Source organism: Acidobacteriota bacterium (assembly GCA_040752675.1).
Taxonomy (GTDB): domain Bacteria; phylum Acidobacteriota; class Polarisedimenticolia; order JBFMGF01; family JBFMGF01; genus JBFMGF01.
Genome location: JBFMGF010000008.1, coordinates 17,160 through 39,193 on the forward strand (window position 1 = coordinate 17,160; position 22,034 = coordinate 39,193).

19 protein-coding genes are annotated in these 22,034 nt (G+C 50.3%); 4 read left to right on the top strand and 15 right to left on the bottom strand.

Annotated elements, in window-relative coordinates:
* The first annotated feature begins 35 nt into the window (after positions 1–35).
* Positions 36–629: an SIS domain-containing protein gene (locus AB1756_01055; protein ID MEW5805939.1), complete on the top strand. Its 594-nt coding sequence runs from the start codon at positions 36–38 to the stop codon at positions 627–629.
* On the opposite strand, the gene AB1756_01060 is transcribed toward AB1756_01055, so the two are convergent.
* The 14 genes from AB1756_01060 to AB1756_01125 form a co-directional block, all read right to left on the bottom strand.
* On the bottom strand, positions 626–1,873 hold the full coding sequence (locus tag AB1756_01060; GenBank protein MEW5805940.1) for a tetratricopeptide repeat protein: 1,248 nt from the start codon (positions 1,871–1,873) through the stop codon (positions 626–628). The genes AB1756_01055 and AB1756_01060 overlap by 4 nt on opposite strands.
* Positions 1,874–1,970: 97 nt before the next feature.
* Positions 1,971–2,618 carry a metal-dependent transcriptional regulator gene (locus AB1756_01065; GenBank protein MEW5805941.1) on the bottom strand — a complete coding sequence of 216 codons (648 nt, stop codon included), beginning with the start codon at positions 2,616–2,618 and terminating at the stop codon, positions 1,971–1,973.
* A 190-nt stretch (positions 2,619–2,808) separates the two neighbouring features.
* Positions 2,809–4,764 carry a ferrous iron transport protein B gene (gene feoB, locus AB1756_01070; protein MEW5805942.1) on the bottom strand — a complete coding sequence of 652 codons (1,956 nt, stop codon included), beginning with the start codon at positions 4,762–4,764 and terminating at the stop codon, positions 2,809–2,811.
* Positions 4,761–5,222 carry a transcriptional repressor gene (locus AB1756_01075; protein ID MEW5805943.1) on the bottom strand — a complete coding sequence of 154 codons (462 nt, stop codon included), beginning with the start codon at positions 5,220–5,222 and terminating at the stop codon, positions 4,761–4,763. Before AB1756_01075 ends, feoB begins: the two co-directional genes overlap by 4 nt.
* 139 nt (positions 5,223–5,361) lie before the next feature.
* Positions 5,362–7,086, bottom strand: a complete 1,725-nt coding sequence (gene sppA / locus AB1756_01080; GenBank protein ID MEW5805944.1) for a signal peptide peptidase SppA — start codon at positions 7,084–7,086, stop codon at positions 5,362–5,364.
* A gap of 54 nt (positions 7,087–7,140) precedes the next feature.
* Positions 7,141–7,587, bottom strand: a complete 447-nt coding sequence (locus AB1756_01085; GenBank protein MEW5805945.1) for an MgtC/SapB family protein — start codon at positions 7,585–7,587, stop codon at positions 7,141–7,143.
* 9 nt (positions 7,588–7,596) lie between these two features.
* On the bottom strand, positions 7,597–9,114 hold the full coding sequence (locus tag AB1756_01090) for an Rne/Rng family ribonuclease (GenBank protein ID MEW5805946.1): 1,518 nt from the start codon (positions 9,112–9,114) through the stop codon (positions 7,597–7,599).
* Between the two features lie 4 nt (positions 9,115–9,118).
* Positions 9,119–11,725 carry a TIGR03960 family B12-binding radical SAM protein gene (locus tag AB1756_01095; protein ID MEW5805947.1) on the bottom strand — a complete coding sequence of 869 codons (2,607 nt, stop codon included), beginning with the start codon at positions 11,723–11,725 and terminating at the stop codon, positions 9,119–9,121.
* 121 nt (positions 11,726–11,846) lie between these two features.
* A complete protein-coding gene (rodA, locus tag AB1756_01100) occupies positions 11,847–12,938 on the bottom strand; it encodes a rod shape-determining protein RodA (protein ID MEW5805948.1) in 1,092 nt (363 codons plus the stop codon).
* Complete coding sequence (mrdA, locus tag AB1756_01105) at positions 12,910–14,799, bottom strand: penicillin-binding protein 2 (protein MEW5805949.1); 1,890 nt, start codon at positions 14,797–14,799, stop codon at positions 12,910–12,912. The genes rodA and mrdA overlap by 29 nt, the downstream gene beginning before the upstream one ends.
* The gene (locus AB1756_01110; protein ID MEW5805950.1) at positions 14,796–15,287 is read right to left on the bottom strand and encodes a hypothetical protein; all 492 of its coding nucleotides are present in this window, start codon (positions 15,285–15,287) and stop codon (positions 14,796–14,798) included. The genes mrdA and AB1756_01110 overlap by 4 nt, the downstream gene beginning before the upstream one ends.
* Positions 15,288–15,330: 43 nt before the next feature.
* Positions 15,331–16,161 (bottom strand): rod shape-determining protein MreC, encoded by an 831-nt coding sequence (mreC, locus tag AB1756_01115; GenBank protein MEW5805951.1) that lies wholly within the window; start codon positions 16,159–16,161, stop codon positions 15,331–15,333.
* Between the two features lie 43 nt (positions 16,162–16,204).
* Complete coding sequence (locus AB1756_01120; protein ID MEW5805952.1) at positions 16,205–17,239, bottom strand: rod shape-determining protein; 1,035 nt, start codon at positions 17,237–17,239, stop codon at positions 16,205–16,207.
* Between the two features lie 22 nt (positions 17,240–17,261).
* Positions 17,262–18,725 (bottom strand): hypothetical protein, encoded by a 1,464-nt coding sequence (locus tag AB1756_01125; protein ID MEW5805953.1) that lies wholly within the window; start codon positions 18,723–18,725, stop codon positions 17,262–17,264.
* A 174-nt stretch (positions 18,726–18,899) separates the two neighbouring features.
* Between AB1756_01125 and AB1756_01130 the strand changes: the two genes are divergently transcribed.
* From AB1756_01130 to AB1756_01140, 3 genes are all read left to right on the top strand, one after another.
* A complete protein-coding gene (locus AB1756_01130; GenBank protein ID MEW5805954.1) occupies positions 18,900–20,822 on the top strand; it encodes a peptidylprolyl isomerase in 1,923 nt (640 codons plus the stop codon).
* Positions 20,823–20,920: 98 nt separating this feature from the next.
* Positions 20,921–21,382 (top strand): hypothetical protein, encoded by a 462-nt coding sequence (locus tag AB1756_01135; protein MEW5805955.1) that lies wholly within the window; start codon positions 20,921–20,923, stop codon positions 21,380–21,382.
* A gap of 121 nt (positions 21,383–21,503) precedes the next feature.
* On the top strand, positions 21,504–21,647 hold the full coding sequence (locus tag AB1756_01140; protein MEW5805956.1) for a hypothetical protein: 144 nt from the start codon (positions 21,504–21,506) through the stop codon (positions 21,645–21,647).
* Positions 21,648–21,663: 16 nt separating this feature from the next.
* Here AB1756_01140 and AB1756_01145 read toward each other — a convergent pair whose 3' ends face one another.
* Positions 21,664–22,032: a response regulator gene (locus tag AB1756_01145; protein ID MEW5805957.1), complete on the bottom strand. Its 369-nt coding sequence runs from the start codon at positions 22,030–22,032 to the stop codon at positions 21,664–21,666.
* Between the last annotated feature and the right edge of the window lie 2 nt (positions 22,033–22,034).

The following is a 22,034-nucleotide window of genomic DNA, read 5'->3' on the forward strand; positions in this document are numbered from 1 at the left end:
GATCTGACTATCTAAACGTTAAGGAAGAAGGAACGATGAGGAAGAGATATTCATCAATCATCGATAATGCAATCAGGGATCACGTTTCGCTCGTCGAAGCCTTTTTCAAAGAAGGTCTCAGTAAGCTTGTGACTCTCGGCGATGCGATCGCCTCATCGCTCGAGGCAGGCGGCAAAGTTCTTCTTTTCGGAAATGGCGGCAGCGCAGCCGATGCCCAGCATATCGCCGCAGAGCTCGTCAACAGGCTCGAGAAAAACAGAAAGGCTATTCCTGCGATCGCGCTCACAACGGACAGCTCGATCATCACGAGCATCGCGAACGATATTTCGTTTCGCGCAATATTCGCCAGGCAGATAGAAGCTCTCGGCAAAGCCGGGGATATCGCTATCGGGATCAGCACGAGCGGAAAATCTAGAAATGTTTACCTGGGACTCAAGACGGCTTCACGAATGGGGCTCGCAACGGCTGCTCTTCTGGGTCGTGATGGTGGGGAGATCAAGAGCGTCGCATCCATTCCGATTATCGTCAGGGGAAAAGATACCCAGAGGATCCAGGAGGTTCACGCCATCATCGGCCACCTTATCTGCCAGATCGTCGAAACCCGACTTATCCAAGGCAAACGCTATTAAAGGCCGCCGAGCAGCACCTTCACAGCTTCAGCATCGGGGGAACCCGGATTGAGATCTACGAACTTCTTGAAGTGGCTCTTGGCCTCTTCTATTTTCCCTGATGCGAGAAGGAGATAGCCAAGCTGCAAATGTGCTCCTGCATGATTCGGATTCAACTCAACGGCTTTTTGGAAAGCCTCCATAGCATTAGCCTTGTCACTTGCCGTGATATTCTTCTTGTTGATGATGGAGACCCCCACATTGTAGTAGATGGTATCGGCATTCCTGGGGTTCAGTTCGATGACTTTCCTGTAGGCTTGCTCCGATCTGGTGTAATCCCCTTTCCTGCTGTAGATCCTCCCGAGAGCGATGTATGCATTGACATCGTCAGGATATTGCTCGATGATCTTCTGATATACCGCTTCGGCGTTCCCCTCTTGGCCACTCTCCATGTACAGCTCAGCCAGCCCGCTCAGGACTCTGGAGCTGTCAGGAGAGATCTCCAGCTCCTTCTTCAGCTCTTCTACCGCTGATGGAATCTCTCCCTTCTTTCTAAGGATGTTCGCGAGCGAATAGTGCATCATGGGAAGTTTTGGATCTATGGCCAGGGCCTTTCTCAGAGATTCCGCTGCATCATCAAGCCTTTTCAGTTCCATGAAGATTTTGCTCATCTCCAGATAGATGGTGGCGCTTTTCTCCTCCGTGGAAGCCTTTTCATAGAGCTCTATCGATTCCTCCAGTTTTCCCTGCGAGTAAAGGGAGCGAGCCCTGTCAAGTGTGGAGAGCTGGATGACCTCAGGGGGAGCAGTTGCCGCATCTTCGCCGGCAATCTCCACGATACCCTGTTCAAAAGAGGATCTGGGAGCAACAATGAAATCTATGATGACCTTGCCCCCCGGTTTAGCTATGATCTGGGGATGGTTCTGCGTGATTCCAAGATCCGTGTCCACGTTTGTTAAGAGTTCTTTCCTGGAATCCCTGCTCTCCACCTTGATGTGCCTCACGAGGTATCCCTCTATGATGGGATACATCCTCCATGTCCCTGGTTCATGATATAGAAGCATGGGGTTATAGAACTCCCCCCTTTTGTTCGTCATCATCTCCGTCTTAACGCCAGCAATGGCCACATGCTCGCAGACTATCTTCACCTTTGCCATGGGATTCCCCTGGTCATCCTTGACTGTCCCTTCCACCTCAGTAGTCTGAGCAAAGACAGGAATCCAGACCAAAAAAAGAGAGAGGATCATCATTATGATCTTTCTCATACTCGCTCCACCGGTGAGGAGAGATTCATCACATTTATCCCTTCATGATGATCACAATTAAAAAAATTATATATTGCCCTGACGGGTTGTGCAACGATCAGATCTTCTTAACATAGATGCTGGATGCGATTGGATAATCGATGGCGATTGTGGTCTCACCGATCTCGATGACGAATGAGGGGTTTCTCTGATGCATCTTGACGATGGAACCGGGGATGATCCCGAGCGCGCTCAACTTGTTGAGGCGGTCATGATGTTTGGGAGCTATGAAGACAATCTTGCCTTTTTCTCCAAGCTGAAGATTGGTTAAAGGCTTTACGAGAGGTTCCAGTTCCGTTTTAAGAACGCTGCAACATTGCCCCGATGGAATCACCTTTCCGTGCGGGCAATGCGAGGGGTGGCTCAGGAACGTGCAGACAGAATCCGTGACGGAGGGGGAGAGGATGTGCTCGAACTCGCATGCCTGACTTTCCACATCTTCTTCTGAAACTTCAAAGAGGGTGGACAGCAGCAACTCGGCAAGCCTGTGCCTCCTGATGATCTCCTTTGCCAGATCCTCGCCTCTTTCCGTCAACTCTATCTTCTCCGTCTCCCACCTGATAAGCCTATTCCTGGCCATTTCCTGAAGGAATTCCCCGGAAGGACTTACCTTGGTCCTCTTCTGGAGTTCGGAATAGGACACTTCTCCTTCTTCCTGCATGGTCCAAATCTCCTCCAGAAGCTCCTCAATGTTCTTATCCATCATTCACCTTCTCTTCTTTTTGCTCAATCCAAATATCTTCCTGAACAAACTCGCTATTTTCGATTCATCCGGGAATTGATAGTTGCACCTGGGACACCAGATGATATCACATCCGGAATGAAGCGGGCATGCTGAACAGGGGATTTCCCCTTTCTCAAATCTATGCCCGCAAAGCGGACACTTATATATCTTCTCATTCGAGGACAACATCTAACCACCTGAGAACGAAATTTAAGAGTCCACCGATCAGAATGGCAAAGGGGAAGATGAATGCAGCCACGATTGCAGCAACTTTTAGACCTTTTTCTTTTATAATCATGAAGAAGTTGGCTATGCAGGGAATGAAGAGCGTGATGGTGACGAGGCTGACCACGATCTGCACGGGGTCGAGGAGAGCTTCCTCCGCCATCCGGTACAGTCCTGCAGCACCAAAATCCCTCCTGAGGAAGCCGATCAGAAAAGATTCGGCTGCCTTTTCAGGCAGTCCGAGGAAGCCGCTGACGATGGGTGCGGCCACTTTCTCGGAGACCAGCAGGATCCCCAGTCTGTCGGATACAAAGAGTATGACTGTTCCTAGAATGAAGAGAGGAACCGCTTCTTTGAGATACCATTCCATCCTCGCCAGCGTCTTGGTGATCAGGTTGGAGATCTTCGGCCATCGCAGCGGCGGGATCTCCAGGATGAAATCGGAACTCTTCCCCGGGATGATCTTCGATGCGAGTAGACCGACAATGAAAATGACGGAGATGATGACAGAGATCCACAGGAACATCGCCTTCCATGAAAGCGCTCCGAGCATGGCCAGGATCACCGTGAGCTGGGCCGAGCATGGCACGCCGAGGGCCAGGAGAAGGATGACGATCGTTTTTTCCTTTTTCGTCTCGAGGATCCTGGTCGTCAGCGTAGCCATGGTATCGCAGCCGAAGCCGAGTATCATCGGAAGGACGGCTTTGCCATTCAGCCCCATGATCCTGAAGATCCTGTTGATCATGGCGGCAAGCCTGGGCAGATACCCGGAGTCCTCCAGTATCCCGAAGGCTATGAAGAAGGTCACGACGATCGGGAGTATGATGGCAATTGAATAGGTAAGAGCCATTGTGACGACTCCGTACTCCCCCACGAGAAAATCTCTCAGAAGCCTGAAGGGGATATACCTGTCGGAAAGATTCACTGAGATCGGATTGATGAACCTACCAAACAGGGTCTCCTCGAAGAAGTTGACACAGATGGAAGCTCCGAAGATCCCCACGAAAAGGTAAAGCAGATACAGGACGAATCCGAGCACCAGCAATCCCCAGAAGGGATGCATCGAGACACTCTCTGCCAGTCTCCTGAATCTGCTATCCTGCCTCTCTTCCGCTCTTTTGATTTGCCGGGAGATCCGGGTTGCCATTCTCATCCTAGTCATATTCACGTGGTACAGGATGGACTCCATGTAAGATCTGCTCAGCTCCTCCCTTTCCTTCTCAATGGCCTCAAGAGCAGCTTTTCCTCCCCTCTCTTCAAGCCAGCGGACGAGAGATTTATCACCGCAGAGAAGCATCAGGGCGACGGATCTCCCGGAGATGGAAGAATCCGGAATAAGAGGAAGGATTCGCCTTATCGCTTCTTCGATCCTTCTATCATACTCGATCTTGAGCCTGGACTGCCTCGGGATCAGGATATGATGCTTCAACCGAGATATTCCTTTTCCCCGAACGGCAACGGTCCGCACGATGGGAACTCCCACGACCTCTTCCAGTCTTTTCTCATCGATGTCAATTCCCCGGCTTTTCGCCTCATCGGACATGTTGAGGCACAGGACGAAGGGAACTCCCATTTCGGAGAGCTGAAGGGAAAGGAAGAGTCCCCGTTCCAGGTTCTTGGCATCGGCAACCTGAACGACGCTGCTGGATCCCCCTGTGAGGAGCATGTCTCTCGTTACCCTCTCCTCTTCGGACATAGGAACCAGGCTATTGATCCCCGGAGTATCCAGAATGACAAGATCTCGATCCTTTAGAAGGAGTCCTCCCTTAGATATCTCCACCGTCGTTCCAGGATAATTAGAAACGGTGACGTATCTTCCTGTCAGCGCACCGAAGATGACACTCTTCCCCACATTGGGATTTCCCAGCAGGATCACCCTGGATTTTTCATCTATCTTCTTCATCGGCTCTTTCTTATCGTCATGCTTGTTGCGTCGCGCGTCCTGCATTTCTCGCAGATACCCTGGATTTCATGGCTGTGCCTGAGCGGCAGGAACCCCATTTCCAGACAGATCTTCTCCTGGATCTCTTCCAGTTTCCCGCTTCGGAATTCGAAGACACTACCGCATTCAAGACAGAGTAAGTGGTCATGATGCGGATGACCGTGACAGTGTTCGTAATAGCTCCATCCCTTCTCTGCTTCGACGCTTCTCACCATCCCGCTGGCGATCAGATGTTGGAGCGTCCTGTAAATGGTGGCTCGTGAGACTTTGATCTTTCTCTTCCGAAATCCTGCAAGAAGTTCGCTCACCTTGAAATGGCTGTGCCTGGAGAAGATCTCATGGAGGATCTGGAATCGCTGGCCAGTCTTCTTCAGATTCTTCCCCGAAAGATAGTTCTTGAAGCTGGAGATATGGTGCATACAGACTCCACAATGTATTTGAGACTCCGTCTCAATAATATAACCGCGCGCAGATGCGCTGTCAATGCTCTGGGAAATTTGCCCTTTCCTGGACTTACGCTATAATTTCAGAAATTTTAAAAAGGAAGGAAAGCAACATCTACATCATCAGGACGATCCCATCCTTCGCGGCTTCCATGTACTGATTTAGGAGAACTATCTCCTTCAGGGTCCCATCCGGAATCCTGAAGATCGTCTTCATTAGATACCCGAGGGTATCTTCCTTCTTCCCGCCGATCAGCATCTGCCAGAGCCCTTTTTTCTTGGGGAAGATCACGATTCCCACTTCTTCCTCAGGTGCTATGCCGGCTTTTTCCTTGGCGATCTCGATGGCTCGATTAAGGCCGCCAATCTCATCGACCAGGCCGAGCTCCAGGGCCTGTTCCCCCGTCCAGACCCTTCCCTTGCCGATGCGATCGATATCTTCATCGCTCTTTCCCCTTCCCTCGGCTGCCTTGTGGATGAACTGCCGGTAGAATGCGTATATCTGATCCATGAGTAGCTTCCTCTGCTCTTCTGAGAATCCGACGTAAGAGGAAAAGATGTCGGCATTTTCTCCCCTCTTTATAAGCTCCTTGTTCCATCCGATCCAATCGTAGAAGCCTCTCATGTTGAACTTGCCTGCGATCACGCCGATGGAGCCAGTAAGAGTTCCAGGTTCCACAACAATGGTATCCGCACCCATCGAGATGTAGTAGCCCCCCGACCCGGCGACGCCGGACATTGAGACGACGAGCGGAATCTGTTTCCTGGTGATCTGTGTCTCGCGCCAGATGACGTCTGAAGCGATCCCGGAACCTCCAGGGCTATCCACTCTCATGACGACCGCCTTGATGGAACCATCCTTTCTGATCTTTTCAAAAGCCCCGGCAATCGTATCAGATCCCATCATCTTTCCCCAGTATGGACTGGATGATGACTCTCCGGAAACGATGCTCCCGGTCGCATAGAGGATAGCAATCTTCTTTTTCCCTCTTATTTTTCCAAAGGCATCGCTCTTCTTGTACGTATCGACAATCACCTTATGGTATTCGGCGCCGAATTGTTCCTTCAGCATATCTTTGATCTCATCGTGATACTTCAACTCATCAACCAGTTTGGCATTCAAGGCTTCCTGTGGCGTCAATAAGCCTCTATCGATTATCTTCTTGATCTCCCCTTCAGATATCTTCCTTGCAGACGATACATCCTTAATGAATCTATTGAAGAGGCTGTCCATGAGCGAGTTCATCATCTCCCGGTGAGCATCGGACATCGAATCCCTCGTCAGGAGATCCGAGGCGGTTTTGTATTCCGCAACATGCTCGAACTCCGCCTTGATGCCAAGCTTTGCCAGGGTTCCTTTCAGAAAGGATGTTTCCGTCAGGAGTCCCGTCAAATCGAGGAAGCCTGCCGGCATCATGTAGATTCTGTCCGATCCCGTCGCCAAGTAGTAATCGGACATTCCACCCACCTCCATGAAAGCCACCAGCGGCTTCTCCGATTTCTTGAACGAGGCCAGAGCGTCCCGTAGTTCCTGGATCTTAGCCCAGGAGATATCTGAGCCACCGACTCTCATGTATATTCCTCTGATCCTCTCATCACCGGCAGCTTTCTCGATGCAATCGAGATGGTCCTTGAAGGTGTTTTGCTCTCCTTCAAAGAGCTTCTCGAAGGGATTATCCGATCCCTCCTCTAAAATCTCACCCATGATATCAAGGAAGAGGACACTGTTGCTCCGGATGCGGGGTCCAGCCGTGGCTGTTATGACGACAGCCACTCCCACGGCAACGAATACTATCAGGAAGATTCCGATGGCAATAAACCATCTTGCCTTTCTACTCATTTTTTCCTCCGAATCATTCACATAGAGATTTTACGAAAAGACGATGATTTTGTTTTATTCTTTATTTCTCAGGAATCTCTGCTCGATCCTTCCAATGGCAAGAAGAACGATCAGGATGATGATCGTCGCCGTGAGCGCCGCCGTGTAGAAACCGCATCCGACGGCAAGACCGACCCCGGTGACGCTCCAGATGGTCGCAGCCGTCGTCAAACCTTTGATGGATCCCCTCGATTGAAGGATGACCCCTGCCCCGATGAAACCGATTCCCGTGATGACCTGAGCTGCGATCCTTCCTGGGTCGGAAGCTGTTGTTCCATAGATCTTCGTCACGTAGATGGAGATGATCATGATCAGCGCTGAACCCAGGCTGATCAGAGCGTTTGTCCTCAATCCGGCCGGTTTCTCATGGATCTCGCGTTCGAAGCCGATGAGACCGCCAAGAATGGAGGCAATGAGAAGTTTGATCGCCACATCCTGAAATAGCGCGAATTCGTTTCCCATCGATTCTCCTCAAATGGTCATGATGTCGAACTGTTCCATGTGGAGATTGCCATCGGATCTTATGATGACGCTGACGTTCCTCTTCTTCATCTCGAATTCCAGCACTTCTTTCTTCAGCTCATCAAGATAGGAAGCTACATCCGGATGGGCCCGGATGATGATTGTATTTCCCTCCAGAGTCTCAGCAAACTTCTTGATCTCCCTCATGATCTCGAAGGAGACGGTGGCTGATGATTTGACCCGGCCGCTACCCTCGCAGTAAGGACAGCTCGTGGAGAGGATCCTGTCCAGGCTTTGCTTCGTCCTCTTCCTCGTCAGTTCCACCAGACCGAAGTCGCTTATCTTGAGCAGTTTCGTCTTCGCCCGGTCCTTCTTGAGCTCCGACTCCAGTTCGCTGAAGACACGTTCCCTGTTCTGGAGCTCCTCCATGTCAATGAAATCGATGATGATGATCCCCCCCAGATCCCTCAGCCTTATCTGTCTTACGATCTCACGCACAGCCTCGAGATTGGTCTTGAGAACGGTATCCTCCAATCGTTTCTCCCCGGTGTATTTCCCGGTGTTGACGTCAATCGCCACAAGGGCTTCGGTCTGGTTGATGACAATGTATCCTCCAGACTTCAGCCAGATCCTGCTCTTCAGCGCCTTCTCCACCTCTTTGTTGAGGCCGAACTCCTCCATGAGCTGCACTTTCTTTTCATGGAGCTTGACGCGCACGGCCAGGAGAGGATCGATCTTATGGATGAAATCCACTATCTCCCTGTACTTTTCCTCCGAATCGACGAGGATCCGCGTGAATTCGGAATTGAAATAGTCGCGGATGACCTTGAGAACGATGTTTTTCTCTTTATGTATGATGGAGGGAGCCGTCACCGTCTCGCTCTTTTTCAGGATCTCCTTCCAGATCCTCACAAGATACTCCGCATCGTCGCGAAGCTCTTTCTCCCCCACTCCCCCCGCCACGGTTCTCACGATGAACCCTCCTCGCTCCGGTTTCAGGTTGAGTGCGATCTCTCTGACCCTGATCCGCTCAGCCAGGTCTTCGATCTTCCTGGAAACGCCGATGTGTTCCACTGAGGGCATGTAGACCAGGTATCTTCCGGGCAGAGTGATGTAGGAAGTGATTCTTGCACCTTTCCTAGGCAGAGGCTCTTTCGTGACCTGGACGATGATTTCCTGACCTTCCTTTAAAAAATCATCGATGTTCGGTTTCATCCTTCTCTGGACCGGAACCTCGCTTTCCGAAATTCCCTCATCGAACTCCTCGCTGAAACCGAGGATCTTTTCATAATCCTCGATGTTCTCATCCAGATCTTCGACGTAGAGGAAGGCGTCCCGGTCGAGACCGATGTTGATGAAGGCCGATTGCATCCCCGGAAGAACCTTGGAGACCACCCCTTTGTATATATTTCCAAGGATACTGTAACTCTCCCCTCTCTCCACGAAGATCTCGTAGGGGGCGCCGTTCTCCATGATGGAGACCCATATCTCTCCAGGATTCGAACTGACGATTATCTCCTTGGACATGTCTCTAATCCACTTTCGCCAAGAGGTAAGGAGAGTAGAGCCGTCCGTTCTTTTCCATGAACATCTCCTCTCTCTCCACTCTCCAGGCTGTCCTTTCATCTCCTGCAAAGTTTTTAAGTATATCACCAATCCTGGCCTTTCCATCACCGGCTATGTAGACAAGAAGCCTGATCCACTTCCCTTTCTCGTAGCTAAGCTCCTTGATCGATCCTGCCATTTCATGGAACCGCTCTGATCCACACGCGTCACCCCCGCTGCCATGTTCCTTGAGATGCCTGAAATCCTCGATCGATCGCCATACCGAACTTTCCAGCAGCGGCTCTTCCGGCTGGATAATGTACAGCGCCAGATTCAACGTTTCCGACAGAGATGGAGTTTTTCGATGTATTATCTTCAATTTTTTCATCGACAACCCTTCCGGGAGAAAGTGATTGATCTCTCTCAGGAATCTTTCTTCATCGATATATTCTGTGGCATGGAAATCGAAATACTCCCCCGATGATTCCAATCCAAGAGGTAGAGCCGGGCCGAACGCAATTCTGGCCTTGGGGCTGAAGCCTCTGCTGTATGCGATCGGAATGCCCGCCCTCCTCAAAGCCCTGATGATTGTCTTGATGAGGTCAAGATGGGAGAGGAATTTGCTTTTCCCCTTTTTCTCATACTTGATCCTATAACGATACTCCGGTACATTTCCGGTGTTTGCCTTCGACAACTCATGCGGCGGTCCAGACTTCATCGCATCGTTGTAAATCGCGCTTCCGCCCTTTGCTGATTCAGATTTCTTCATGATCTCCTTGCACTCCTTCACGAATGAGCCGCAGGCATAGCAGTTTTCCAGATTACAGATTGGAGTGACCCGACCCTCCATCGCCTTATCCAGCTCTCCCGCTAGAAAACTCTTTTTCACCCCCGTATCGATGATGTCCCACGGCAGGGGTTCGGTGACATCCATCCTCCGGTAAGCGTACTCTTCCGGGTTGATACCGCTCGATATAAAGGCTTCTTTCCATAATGAGAAATTGAACCGATCGCTCCAGCCGTCAAACTGACAGCCGAGTTTGAAGGCTCTTTCGATGACATCGCTCAACCTTCTATCACCTCTCGAGAAGACTGCTTCCATAAAACTCATCTTGGTATCGTGCCATTTGATCCTCACGAAATTGCTGGAGAGCTCCCTTTTTAAGAACTTCTGCTTCCTTTCAAGCTCCTCCACCCTCTCCATCGGAAGCCATTGAAAGGGGGTATGAGGCTTTGGAACGAAAGAAGAGATGGAAACATTGATCCTTCCGCCTCTCCCCGCTGTAACACGCACACGTTTCGAGATCTTGTGAACCAATCCCGCGATCGCCTTAATGTCGTCCTCGGTTTCGGTGGGAAGCCCGATGATGAAGTAGAGCTTGAGGAGTTCCCAACCTTCCCGGAACGCCAGATCTGCCGCCGTAAGAACCTGCTCTTCTTCTATGTTCTTGTTGATGACGGCTTTCAGCCTAGCCGTGGCTGCTTCAGGGGCAATCGTGAAACCTGTCTTTCTCACCCTCTTGATCTGCCTGATGATTTCTTCCGTAAGACTCGATGGCCTGAGCGAAGGGAGCGAAAGGGAGGTGAAATTCTTTGAAAAATCCTCCATCAGGGAAGAGAGGAGGAATCCGATTCCGTTGTATTCGCCGGAGTTCAGCGAGGTTAGAGAAGCCTCTTCATAGCCAGTGTGGGCGACGCTTCTCCTGACGGCTTCCTTGACTCTCTCCGGATTTCGCTCGCGTCTCGGCCTGTAAATGTATCCCGCCTGGCAGAAGCGGCACCCTGTCAGGCAGCCTCGCATGATCTCATAAGAAACCCTGTCATGTATTATCTCGCAGTGAGGAACGACGACATCTTCGGGAAACGGAAACGACCCGATGTCTTCTGTGAGCCTCCTGTGGATTGGAAATCCAGTAGAGCCAGATGGCGCGGGTATCACGAATCCGTTCTCTGCCTTCCTTTCGATAGTGAGCGACGGGACATAGACACCTTCCATTCGCGCTGCCGCTTCTATAATATCAGCTCTTCCAGCACCCTCCAATCTCAGCCTCTTGAAGAGATTGACAAATTCCATGATAGACTCTTCTCCATCCCCGATGAAGAACAGGTCGATGAAAGGAACCAGAGGCTCGGGATTGAAGAGAGCGGGCCCTCCCGCTATGATGATGGGAGAAGACTTATTCCTGTCTCCGCTCCTGAGCAGGATACCCCCCAGATCCAGCATGGAGAGGATATTAGTGTAGTTCAACTCGTATTGAACGGAGAATCCAACGACATCGAATGAAGAGAGAGGAAGATGGTTCTCCAGAGAGAAAAGAGAGATCTTCCTCTGACGCATTCGACTCTGCATGTCGATCCAGGGAACGAAGACCCTCTCTGCCAGGATTTCTCTGTCGGAGTTCAACAGGTTGTAAAGGATCTTCAATCCAAGATGGGACATCCCGATCTCATAGAGGTCGGGAAAACAGAGGGCCAGCTTTAGCTTTACCTCCTCCGGATTCTTCCGGATAGCATTCCATTCTCCGCCGATGTATCTAGACGGTTTCTCTACCTCAAAGAGAAACCTCTCTATTTCTCTGAAAACGTTCTGCATCCTCTCATCCTCGATTTTACTTCCATTTTACCCGACATACAGGACTATTGAAACAGCCCAAGAAAAAAATGCTTTACCCGATGATGCTTTTCTTAGCGACCAAACCCGAGAGCTATTCCATTCAGTTGGCGAAGCGGTTCATCCTCACGTTCATGACCAGACCAAGCGCCATCATCGTCGATACGACCGATGAGCCGCCGTAGCTAAGGAGGGGAAGAGGGATCCCTATGGTGGGAAGCAACCCGACAACCATGCCCATATTGATGAAGGCCTGAAAGGCAATCATGCTCAGAACCCCGATAGATATGAAGAGTCCGAGCCTGTCTCTCGCCACACGCGCCGTGTCGATCATCCTGTTGAAGAGAATGGCATAGAGAAGAATGGCGAACGAAATTCCGGCAAAGCCTGCCACCTCGCCAAACACGGAAAGGATAAAATCGGTATGCTGCGCGGGCAGGAAGTCAAGCCTGCTCTGAGTGTTCGAGAAGAGCCCTTTTCCGAAAAGCATCCCTGAACCGATTGCGATCTTGGATTGAATAAGCTGATATCCGGAGCCGGACGGGTCTCGCGATGGATCAAGAATGGTAAAGATCCTTTCCCTCTGATAATCTTTGAGATTCAGCCAGACGACAGGCGCCATGACAATCATGATGAGGAACAGCGTTAGCAACGTCCTGAACCGTATGCCGGAAAGGAACATGCTGACGAAGGCAATCGGCAGATAGGTCAATGCCGTTCCCAGGTCAGGCTGAAGGAGGATCAGACAAAGCGGGATTCCGACGATGGCAACAATTCCCAGGACATTGAAAAATCCTAATTTCTCTCCTCTCTTTGCGTTAAGGAACGTGGCAAGAAGCAGGATGACCGAAACTTTACAAAGCTCGGAGCTTTGGATATTGAAGGGCCCAAGCGTGATCCAGCTCTTCGAGCCCGAGATATGCTTCCCGAAGATGAGGGTGAATATAAGCGCGACGATGGAAGCCCCGTAGATGATGTAAGAAAAAGCAGACAGGAGATGATAATCGACAAGAAGTGTGAGGATCATCAAGGCCGTGCCGACAACAAACCAGAGCATCTGCTTCCTGTAGAGATCAGCCTTGTAGCTCTGGGCGGAGTTCACTGAACTGTAAAGCGTGATGATGCTGATCGACATGATCAGAAGGATCACGATCAGAAAGGTCGCATCAATTCTCTGTGACAATCGTTCCAGCATTTTTACCCGCATCTACTGCATGTGCAGTCATCGTCGGTTTTTTATATTCCTCAGCCTTAAAGAAGACCTCAAGGACTTTCTTCGCTACGGGGGCGGCCGCCTCGCCGCCGAATCCGCCATGCTCAATTAGAATGGCGAAGGCGATCACTGGGTCTTCATAAGGAACGTACCCGATAAACCAGGCGTGCTCTTTCTCTTCTCTAGGAAGCAACTGAGTATCTTTGGAAGCGGTGGCGGCTGTGAGCTGCGCCGTGCCGGTCTTTCCGCAGATCTCGATTCCCTCAATCTTCGCTCTCCATCCTGTCCCTCCCTCATTGACGACTCCCCGCAGGGCATTCTGAACGATTCGCAGAGTCTCCTCGCTCAGACCTCTTATCTTTTCGGGTCGATTTGCCGCCCGCATTTCCATGTTGAATGTGGGGGTGATGCGATACCCGCCATTTGCTATGGCGCTGATGAACGTAGCCATCTGAAGAGGAGTTACTTTCAGCGGTCCCTGGCCGATGCTCACCGAAATCGTCTCCCCCTTGTACCACTCCTCGTTGTATATCTTTTTCTTCCAGAGAGATGAAGGAACGATGCCATTTACCTCATAGAACAGATCGATGCGCGTTGGCTTTCCAAAGCCGAATTGCGAGGCGTAATGGGCGATATCATCGATGTCGAGCATGCTTCCCACGCGGTAGAAGTAAACATTGCAGGAATGAACGATGGCACGGTGAAGGTTTACGACCCCATGCCCTCCCTCCTTCCAGCAGGAATACTTCCTCCCGTAAATGATGGTGGAACCTGGACAATAAAAGGTAGTATTTTCCGTTATGATTCCCTTCTCGAGAGCTGCAATCGCAATGAGCACCTTGAACGTGGAGCCGGGGGGATAGGTGGCCTGGATGGCCCTGTTCATCATTGGATGACTGGGGTCCGAGGAGAGTTCTTTCCACCTGGCAGATGGCAAATGTCCGGCAAACTCATTAGGATCGTATGATGGGTTGCTGGCCAGAGCATATATCTCTCCGGTCTTAGGGTTGAGGAAAACAGCAGCGCCGACCTCTCCATTCAGCGCATCCATGAGAGCCTCCTGAAGATCCATCTTAATGCTCAGGAAGAGCGGATTCCCCTCTCTGGGGGCCTTTCTCTCTTTCACCTCCTTGATGACCTTTCCCATGCTGTCCACCTCCACAAGCTTGAAACCCTTTTCTCCACGCAGCCAGCCGTCGTATTTCTTTTCGATCCCAGATTTACCGATGACATCTCCCATCCCTATTTCCGCGCCTAATGTCTCCCTTTCCTGCCTCAATTCCCTCTCCGAAATCTCGCCTACATACCCGACGACATGAGCGACTCCCCTGCCATCGTAATGTCTTTTGAAGTCTTCCTGAATGGAGACATGTGAGAGTTCATCAAGATGGGCTGAGATAACGGCGACCTCCTCGAATGTGGCATCTTTCTTAACGATCAGAGGCTCCGTCTCGGTAAAATTCTTCATCTTTTGCAGACGGGATCCCAATTCTTTTAGATCCAGCCGCAGGAGGGAGGCTACGCGTTCGAGGCTTTTCCCTAGATCGGCTCCCCTCTCCCGGTTGATGAGGATTGTGAAGGATGGTTTGCTGCTGGCGATGATCTTCCCTTCCCGGTCCTTGATGACCCCTCTGTGCGGCCTAAGCTGCACGGTCTTAAGCCTGTTGCTCTCCGCCTTGAGTGCGAAATGCTTGCCCCTGATGACCTGAAGGTACCAGAAATCGAGGAGGAAGAGAATGAGGATTGAAATCGTGAGATATTTGATCGAGAGGATCCTTCTCTCGAGCCGCTTCTCCTCATGGTAATCCTTGAACTCTTTTCTTTCCCGGTAATCCATCTTCATGGCGTTTCTTCAGAGTAGCTCCTTCTCCAGACCTTCCCGATGATGAAGAAGATGGCAAGACCGACGATGCAATTGCCTATGGCCCTCACTGCTGCAGAAGTAAACAGCATCATATCCCAGCTCCTCCCGACGAGTAGCATGAGCCCTGCTTCCACGAGAGAATCAAATAGGGTGGCAATTGCCAGAATAGTCACGCGGGCCATTAACCCGGTGACATCGAATATCGCTGCGAAAACAGAAATCAGATATCCTGCCAGCGTCTTCTTGAATCCATTGAGACCGAAGATCAGTTCTCTCCATGTGTCCTGGACAAGACCTGCCGCGGTTCCGATGAAAATGCTGCCGACCGGTTTAGAGATCGTTCCAAAATAAACGATGACAAGCATGTACGGATCGAAAAAGTCTTTTCCATATGGAAACAACCTGTTCGCCAATATATCACCAAGCAGAGCGCAGATCAAAGCGATGATGACTCTCACGATCTTCATAGATGACAACCTCTAGATAATATATTCAGAAATCCAGGGTAAGTCACTTAATGCTTTCCGGTAGAGTTTTTAGTATTATGATCTCATTTAGAAGGTTGGGGTCGATGGCGGGCTTGATGATGATCATCCTTTCTCCGCCTCCTTCCTCGATGTGCTCCACGAAGCCCACCCTCAGACCGGGATGATACATCCCTTCCTTTCCCGAAGTGACGACATCGTCGTTGACGGCGATCTCGTAAGAGCCCGTCATGAAGTCAAGCAAGCATCGGTCGCCGCGTCCCGCCAGGATCGCCTGGATCTCTCTTCCATCTTCCTTCACTATCCGGACCGCGATCCTGCTGGAGGGATCGGTCAAGAGAAATATCTTCGAGAATCTCTCTCCAGTTTCTTTGACCCTTCCCACCAGTCCCTGAGAGGTCACAATGTTCATCCCGTTCCTGACGCCATCCCTGGAACCTCGATTGATGACGGCAGATTGGCCCGACTCCGTCGCATTCATGAAGATAACCTCGCCAAAAAGATGATCTCCTATGTCGAAGGTTACGCTGCCAAATATCTCTTCCATCCTCTTCAGTCTCTTCTTCTCCTCCTTCCAAAGCATCTCCCTGAGCCTTAGTATCTCGAGCTCTTTTTTAAGAAGCTCCCTTTCCTTCTCCGTTTCGATCAAAAAGATATAATTCCCCAGCAGTGAGCCGGTCCATAGGACCGCAGACGAACCGATTCTTAGAATGGGATCAGTGATCCTGTGAACGACCTTCTCCAGAACGGTCGTTTCCAGATCTTCCTTAATCTGTCCTGAAATGATTACAAGTTGGGCAAATAAGATAAAGATGAGAAGAATTGGCGCCCTTCTTTCTTTTGAGATGATGTTCATATCCAGGTGCCGTCATCACACATTCCAGCTCCGCGCCATCAGATCAATCGATGCAGATTTTTCTCAACAGGTTGAAATCGGTGAGCATTTTCCCTGTTCCGAGCACAACTGAGGCGAGTGGTTCGTCCGCCATGGAAATGGGAAGACCTGTCTCTTCCCTCAATCTCTTGTCAAGATTCTTCACAAGGGACCCTCCGCCCGTCAGTATGATGCCTTTGTCGACGATGTCCGCTGCAAGTTCGGGAGGCGTCTGCTCGAGCGCATCTCTGACCGCACCGATGATCATGGTTACCGTCTCACTCAGGGCTTCCCTGATCTCGGCATCGGAAATTGTGATGGTCTTGGGAATCCCCTCGATGAGGTCCCTTCCCTTGATCTCCATGGTCATCTCCTCATCGAGCGGGAAGGCAGAACCGATCTTAATCTTGACCTCTTCGGCTGTTCTCTCACCGATGAGAAGGTTGTACTTTCTCTTGATGTACTGAATGATGTCATCGTCCATCTCGTTGCCGGCGACACGGAGAGCCTTGCTGTACACAATCCCTGCCATCGAGATGACGGCCACGTCCGTCGTTCCTCCGCCGATGTCGACAATCATGTTTCCGGTGGGCTCCTTGATTGGCAGTCCGGCTCCGATAGCAGCTACCATAGCCTGCTCAACAAGGTAGACTTCAGTCGCTTTGGCCCTGAGTGCAGCATCCCTCACGGCCCTCTTCTCCACCTGCGTTATCTCCGAGGGGACTCCAATGATGATCCTTGGCCTGACGCCGAAGCTTCTGTTGTTGTGCGCCTTCTTGATGAAGTAATCGAGCATCTTCTCCGTGTGCTCGAAATCAGCGATGACCCCGTCCTTCATTGGCCGGATAGCAATGATATTCCCCGGAGTCCGGCCGAGCATCTCTTTAGCTTCTTTTCCGACCGCTTCAACCTTTCCCGTCTTCTGGTTCACGGCAACTATGGAAGGCTCACTTACGACAACCCCTCTACCTTTAGCAAAGACAAGTGTATTGGCCGTCCCAAGATCGATCGCAAGATCGTTCGAAAAAAGACTGAGCAGTGACCTCGGATTCCATGTCATTTCTTATCTCCTCATCATCGCATCAGTAAAAACCTTCCAGATAGGCCCGTTTCCTTATCTTGGTTTCGTTTCCGGAGGCATCCTGGGACACGATGGAAATCTCATTCCACCCTTCCTTCCTCAATTTGACTACGGAATAGAAGACGCCATCATCATAAACATCCACCCGCTCCGTGTCCACCCAGAGCGTGGCGCCCGGTTCGGTCTTGCCGTTGATAATGACCAGCGGTCCCGTCTGAAGGAATTCATTGATCTCGACTCCGGGCGGAATCGTGTCGCTCTTATCGCGGAGCTGAGCGGAACTGATCTTGAACTTCCTCGCCTCGCAGAAGTTTCCTTCGATCCCTATCTCATTGATCGTCGAGACCCTCCAGTAGTAGCTCCCCTGCGGTAGAGAAGCAGCTTCGAAGAAGGTCTCTTTCATATCTTTCCTGTCCTCGACTAAATTCGTAAAAAGCGGAAGGCTGGATATCTGGAGATGGTATCTGGCGCTCCCGTGTTCTTTCTCCCAAACCAGGGTCGTCGATGCGCTGGCGGGATTGGCGTAGACGAATATCTTCTGGTCGGCAGGCGATATCGGTTTGGGAGGAGGGGGGATTACTTCCTTCGAACCGATCTTCCCACCCTTCTTGACTTTCAGCCGCTCTGGCCTGTTCAAGAATATCTTCTCGGCCGGCGATGAGACCTCGAGGGACCCGGCGTAAAGATCGAAAGCGCTTTCCTTCGTGTCTTTATCATAGCTGACGCGAAAACTGGATTCATGGGTCGACCTGGCGCTGGCCGTCTCAGTGGACACTTCATGGAAAGAACCTTCTGTCCTGCGCTTCTGGGTTGATGCTGAGAGAGTTCCCCAGTTCAATCTTTCATGGACTTTCTGTATCTTAGTCCTCGGGTCCTCATACATCTCTTTTATCTCGACGAGGGAACCCGGACTGATGGTTGTGATAGTTCCATCGAAGTAGATGACCTGAGCGCTGGAAGTTGAGGATGTCTTGACCTGGTCTCCGAATCGAAGCCGTGTCTCGGGTGTGACGCTTTCCCAGTTGAACATCCCTGTTTTTTTAACCTTGACATCCCCCTCAAGCTTGTAAAACCTTACTTCGGTGCTTGTCGTCTGCTCTCCTCTGGCAATATCTATGATCTTCTGCGAGAGGTTCTGCGAGCGAATGGAGGCTATCTTGGAATCGGTGTAGTTCTTCCTCTCAAATTCCAGCTCGGCTTGACCGAGATTATTCCTGGCACTCTCCTTCAGTTCCGACAGCTTGCTGTCGCCGATGTAATCCTCTGCTTCCTTCAGGAGAGATCTGGCCCTGCTGATCTCCTCCTTAGCCTCGGCTCTCGGAGAGCTCTCCCGGACATAATAGGCAACGAAGAGGATTATTCCTGCAAGTATGATGATGCCAAGAATGATAAAGAATAAACTGCGGTAAGTGATGTTAAACCAGTCCAGTATGATATTTGGATGGATCTTCTTTTTAGCGGTCATCCTTATTACAATTGCCTTAGAAATTCCATCATACAAAGGAGCAAAACTCAAGTTATAGTAACATAATCACTATTCTTTTTCAATTTACTTCCGGTGCACTTCTGGGATATCTCTTGAATAATGCATCGGTTTAACATATCATTTTTTATATCTTTTAACTCGGAGGAAAAGGATATGCTCAATGTTTTAAGGGAGAATCTGAGGCATCTAAAATGGATCCTGCTTCTCGTCGTGGCCTCGTTCATCATCACAATCTTTGCCGTCTGGGGAGGAGGTGGATTTCGACAGAGGGGTCGAGAAGAAGAGGCTCCCGATTGGGCTGCACTCGTCGATGGTGAACCGGTCAGTATCCCCGAGTTTATCAGATCGGCAAAAAATATCGATGAATTCTATTCCCGTCTATACGGGGATAGATACTCCGAGATTCGTAAGAATCTGAATCTAGGAGCCCAGGTCATCGGCACTCTGATCGAGCAAAAGATGATCCTTCAGGAGGCGAAGGCTTTAGGTATCACGGCCACGCCCGAAGAGGTCTCTCAGAAGATCATGAGCTATCCGGCTTTCATGGAAAATGGCCTTTTCATAGGCAAGGAAAGGTACACGAGGCTCCTCAGAGCCACCGAACGCGATATCGGCGAATTTGAAAGCGGAATCCGCGATTCTATCATCATGGAAAAGTGGAGAAACCTGATTGCAGACAATGTCTTTATTTCTCCTGCAGAGCTCGAACGCGAATACAGAGAGACTAACGAAAAGGTTTCTTTCGATTATATCTTTCTCAGTTCTGCAAGCTACGAAAACGAGGTCAGCGTCGGTGACGAAGAAGCACGAGCCCATTTCTTCGAAAACAACGGCAGATACAGGAAGGCGGAATCTCGAAGAGCAAAATTCATCGTCCTCTCCAGAGATGATTTAAAGAAGGAAGTCCAGATTACTGAAAACGATATCAAAGTCTATTACCGGAACAACATCTCTGACTTCCAGCAGACTGAACAGGTCGCAGCAAAGCATATCCTCATAAAGGTTGATCCAAACTCAACACCGGAAACAGATGAGAAAGCCAAAAAAGATATCGAAGAGATCCTGAGCAGAGCGCGGAGGGGAGAAAGTTTCGAAGAGCTGGCGAAGAAGTTCTCACAGGACGAAGGCTCTTCTCCCAATGGAGGCGATTTGGGACGCTTCCAGAGAGGAATGATGGTCAAAGAGTTTGAGGATGTTGCTTTCTCTCTTGCCGTCGGCGCGATCAGCGACGTAGTCAGGACCCAGTTCGGCTATCACATCATCAAGGTCACGGAGAAGATTCCGGAAAGACTGATTACTCTGGAAGAGGCACGGGACAGGATCATGCGGGAACTAGAATACGAGAAGACGCAGGATCTCCTGGAAAGCAAGATGAACAAGATAAGAGCGGAGATGACCAGCTCCGAGAGATTTGAAGAAGTGGCCAAGAGGTACGCCCTTCCGATCATGGATACAGGGTTCATCACGCGGGAACAGAGAGTCCCCGAAACAGGAACGGCACTCGAATTCCAGAAGGTTCTCTTCTCTCTAAAGCCTTTTGAGATAGGTGGTCCAGTCGCCGTCGCCCGGGGTCTTTCAATCCTTCTCTTTACGGAGGAGCAGGAAGCAAAAATCCCAGCTTTCGAAGAGGTCAGGAACGACGTGGTCCTCGATTTGCGACAGCGGAAGGCTGCCGAGAAGGCTTACGAATTCCTCAGAGTCGCTCTGATTGAAAGTGGTCGGAATATCGAATCGTTGGCAAAAAAGCTGAAATTGGAAGTCAAGCATGCCAGAGAGATCACAAGGAGGCACGTCATTCCTGAAGTAGGAAGCGTTCCCTCCACCATCGAGGAGTTACTCAGATATTCTCCGGGCGATCTGGCTGGTCCTGTGAAGACGCCGCACGGAGCCATCCTTGCAAAGATCCAGGACGTAGTCCTCATCAGCCCCGAGAGGTTCGCCAGTGAAAAAGAGACATTCAAAGAAAATCTTCTCAGCAGCAAACGCGAGGTGCTCATCGACGGGATCATTCAGCATATTCGCGCCAGAAAAGATATCAAAGTAAACAGCCAGCTCATAAAACAGATCGGGATCTAAGAGTCCGCTGAAACTCCCCTTAATATAAGGATTGAAAAAATTCATTCTAGAGATTAGATTGTAGCGTGGAGCTTTTTTAGATCGAGAGGTGCATAAAAATGCTGTGTAAGCCCGCTGAATCCTGCTTCCTGAAAGGAATGAAGGAACTGAAGAAGGGGAACCATATGGATGCGCTTGTCCACTTCGAGGCAGCTCTGGATCTTGAGAAGAAATATGGGAAGGCGGTCCCTCAGTCCCGGTACCTTTCATATTACGGACTCTGCGTCGGCATCGTGACCAAGGATGTGAAAGAAGCTATCAACCTCTGCAAGAAAGCCGTGGAACTGGAGTTTTACAATCCGGACCTCTTTCACAATCTTGGCTATGTATACCTTCTTGCGGGGATGCGGCTGGAGGCTCGTAATGCCTTCATCGAAGGTTTGAAGATGCAGAACAATCACAGAGAGATCCTCCAGGACCTTAAGAGGCTGGGAGTCCGGAGAAAGCCGATCTTTCCATTTCTCCACCGATCACATATCCTCAACAAGATCGCCGGTAAGCTTGCATCATCCATCCGGTAGCCAGTTCCTCCCATTATCACAATATGCCACTATAGCAAAGACCTGCATCTTTGCTTGAAAAAAGAAAAAATCGAAGTATTTATAATTTCAGAGATTGAAAAACGAGGAAGGAATTTTAACCATGCCGTTGTATTACAGACCATCGGTCATCAAGCGGATACGGAGATTTCTTCAGCTTCGGGTCTGGTGCCGGAAATGCGAAGACTGGGTCTCCATAGGTCATTTCCTCGTCTTCAGGCTGAAGCACAACATCCAGCTTGAGTAAGCTCCCGCCCCCCCGTCTACTCGACTAATTTCTTAATTGAAAAAATGAGATCTTTTATTCGGAAAGGTTTGGGAAGGAAGCCTGCGCTGTGCGTAAAGAAGTAATCGAGATTGTCCTTGCTCTGGATCAACCCTGAGATGAAAATCGTATTGTCGGCAAGCTCCTTATCCATCACCTTGAACTCATGATGCAGTGTCAGACCGTCCATATCGGGCAGGTTGAAGTCGATTATGGCCACGTCATAAATGTTGTTCTTGACCAGGTCGAGGGCCTCATGACCCGTGGCTGCTGCATCGACCTCGAAACCTTCACCTATCATGACTTCCGTCACGAGCTCTCTGATGTCTTTTTCATCATCTACGATGATGATCTTTTTCTTGTCCATGT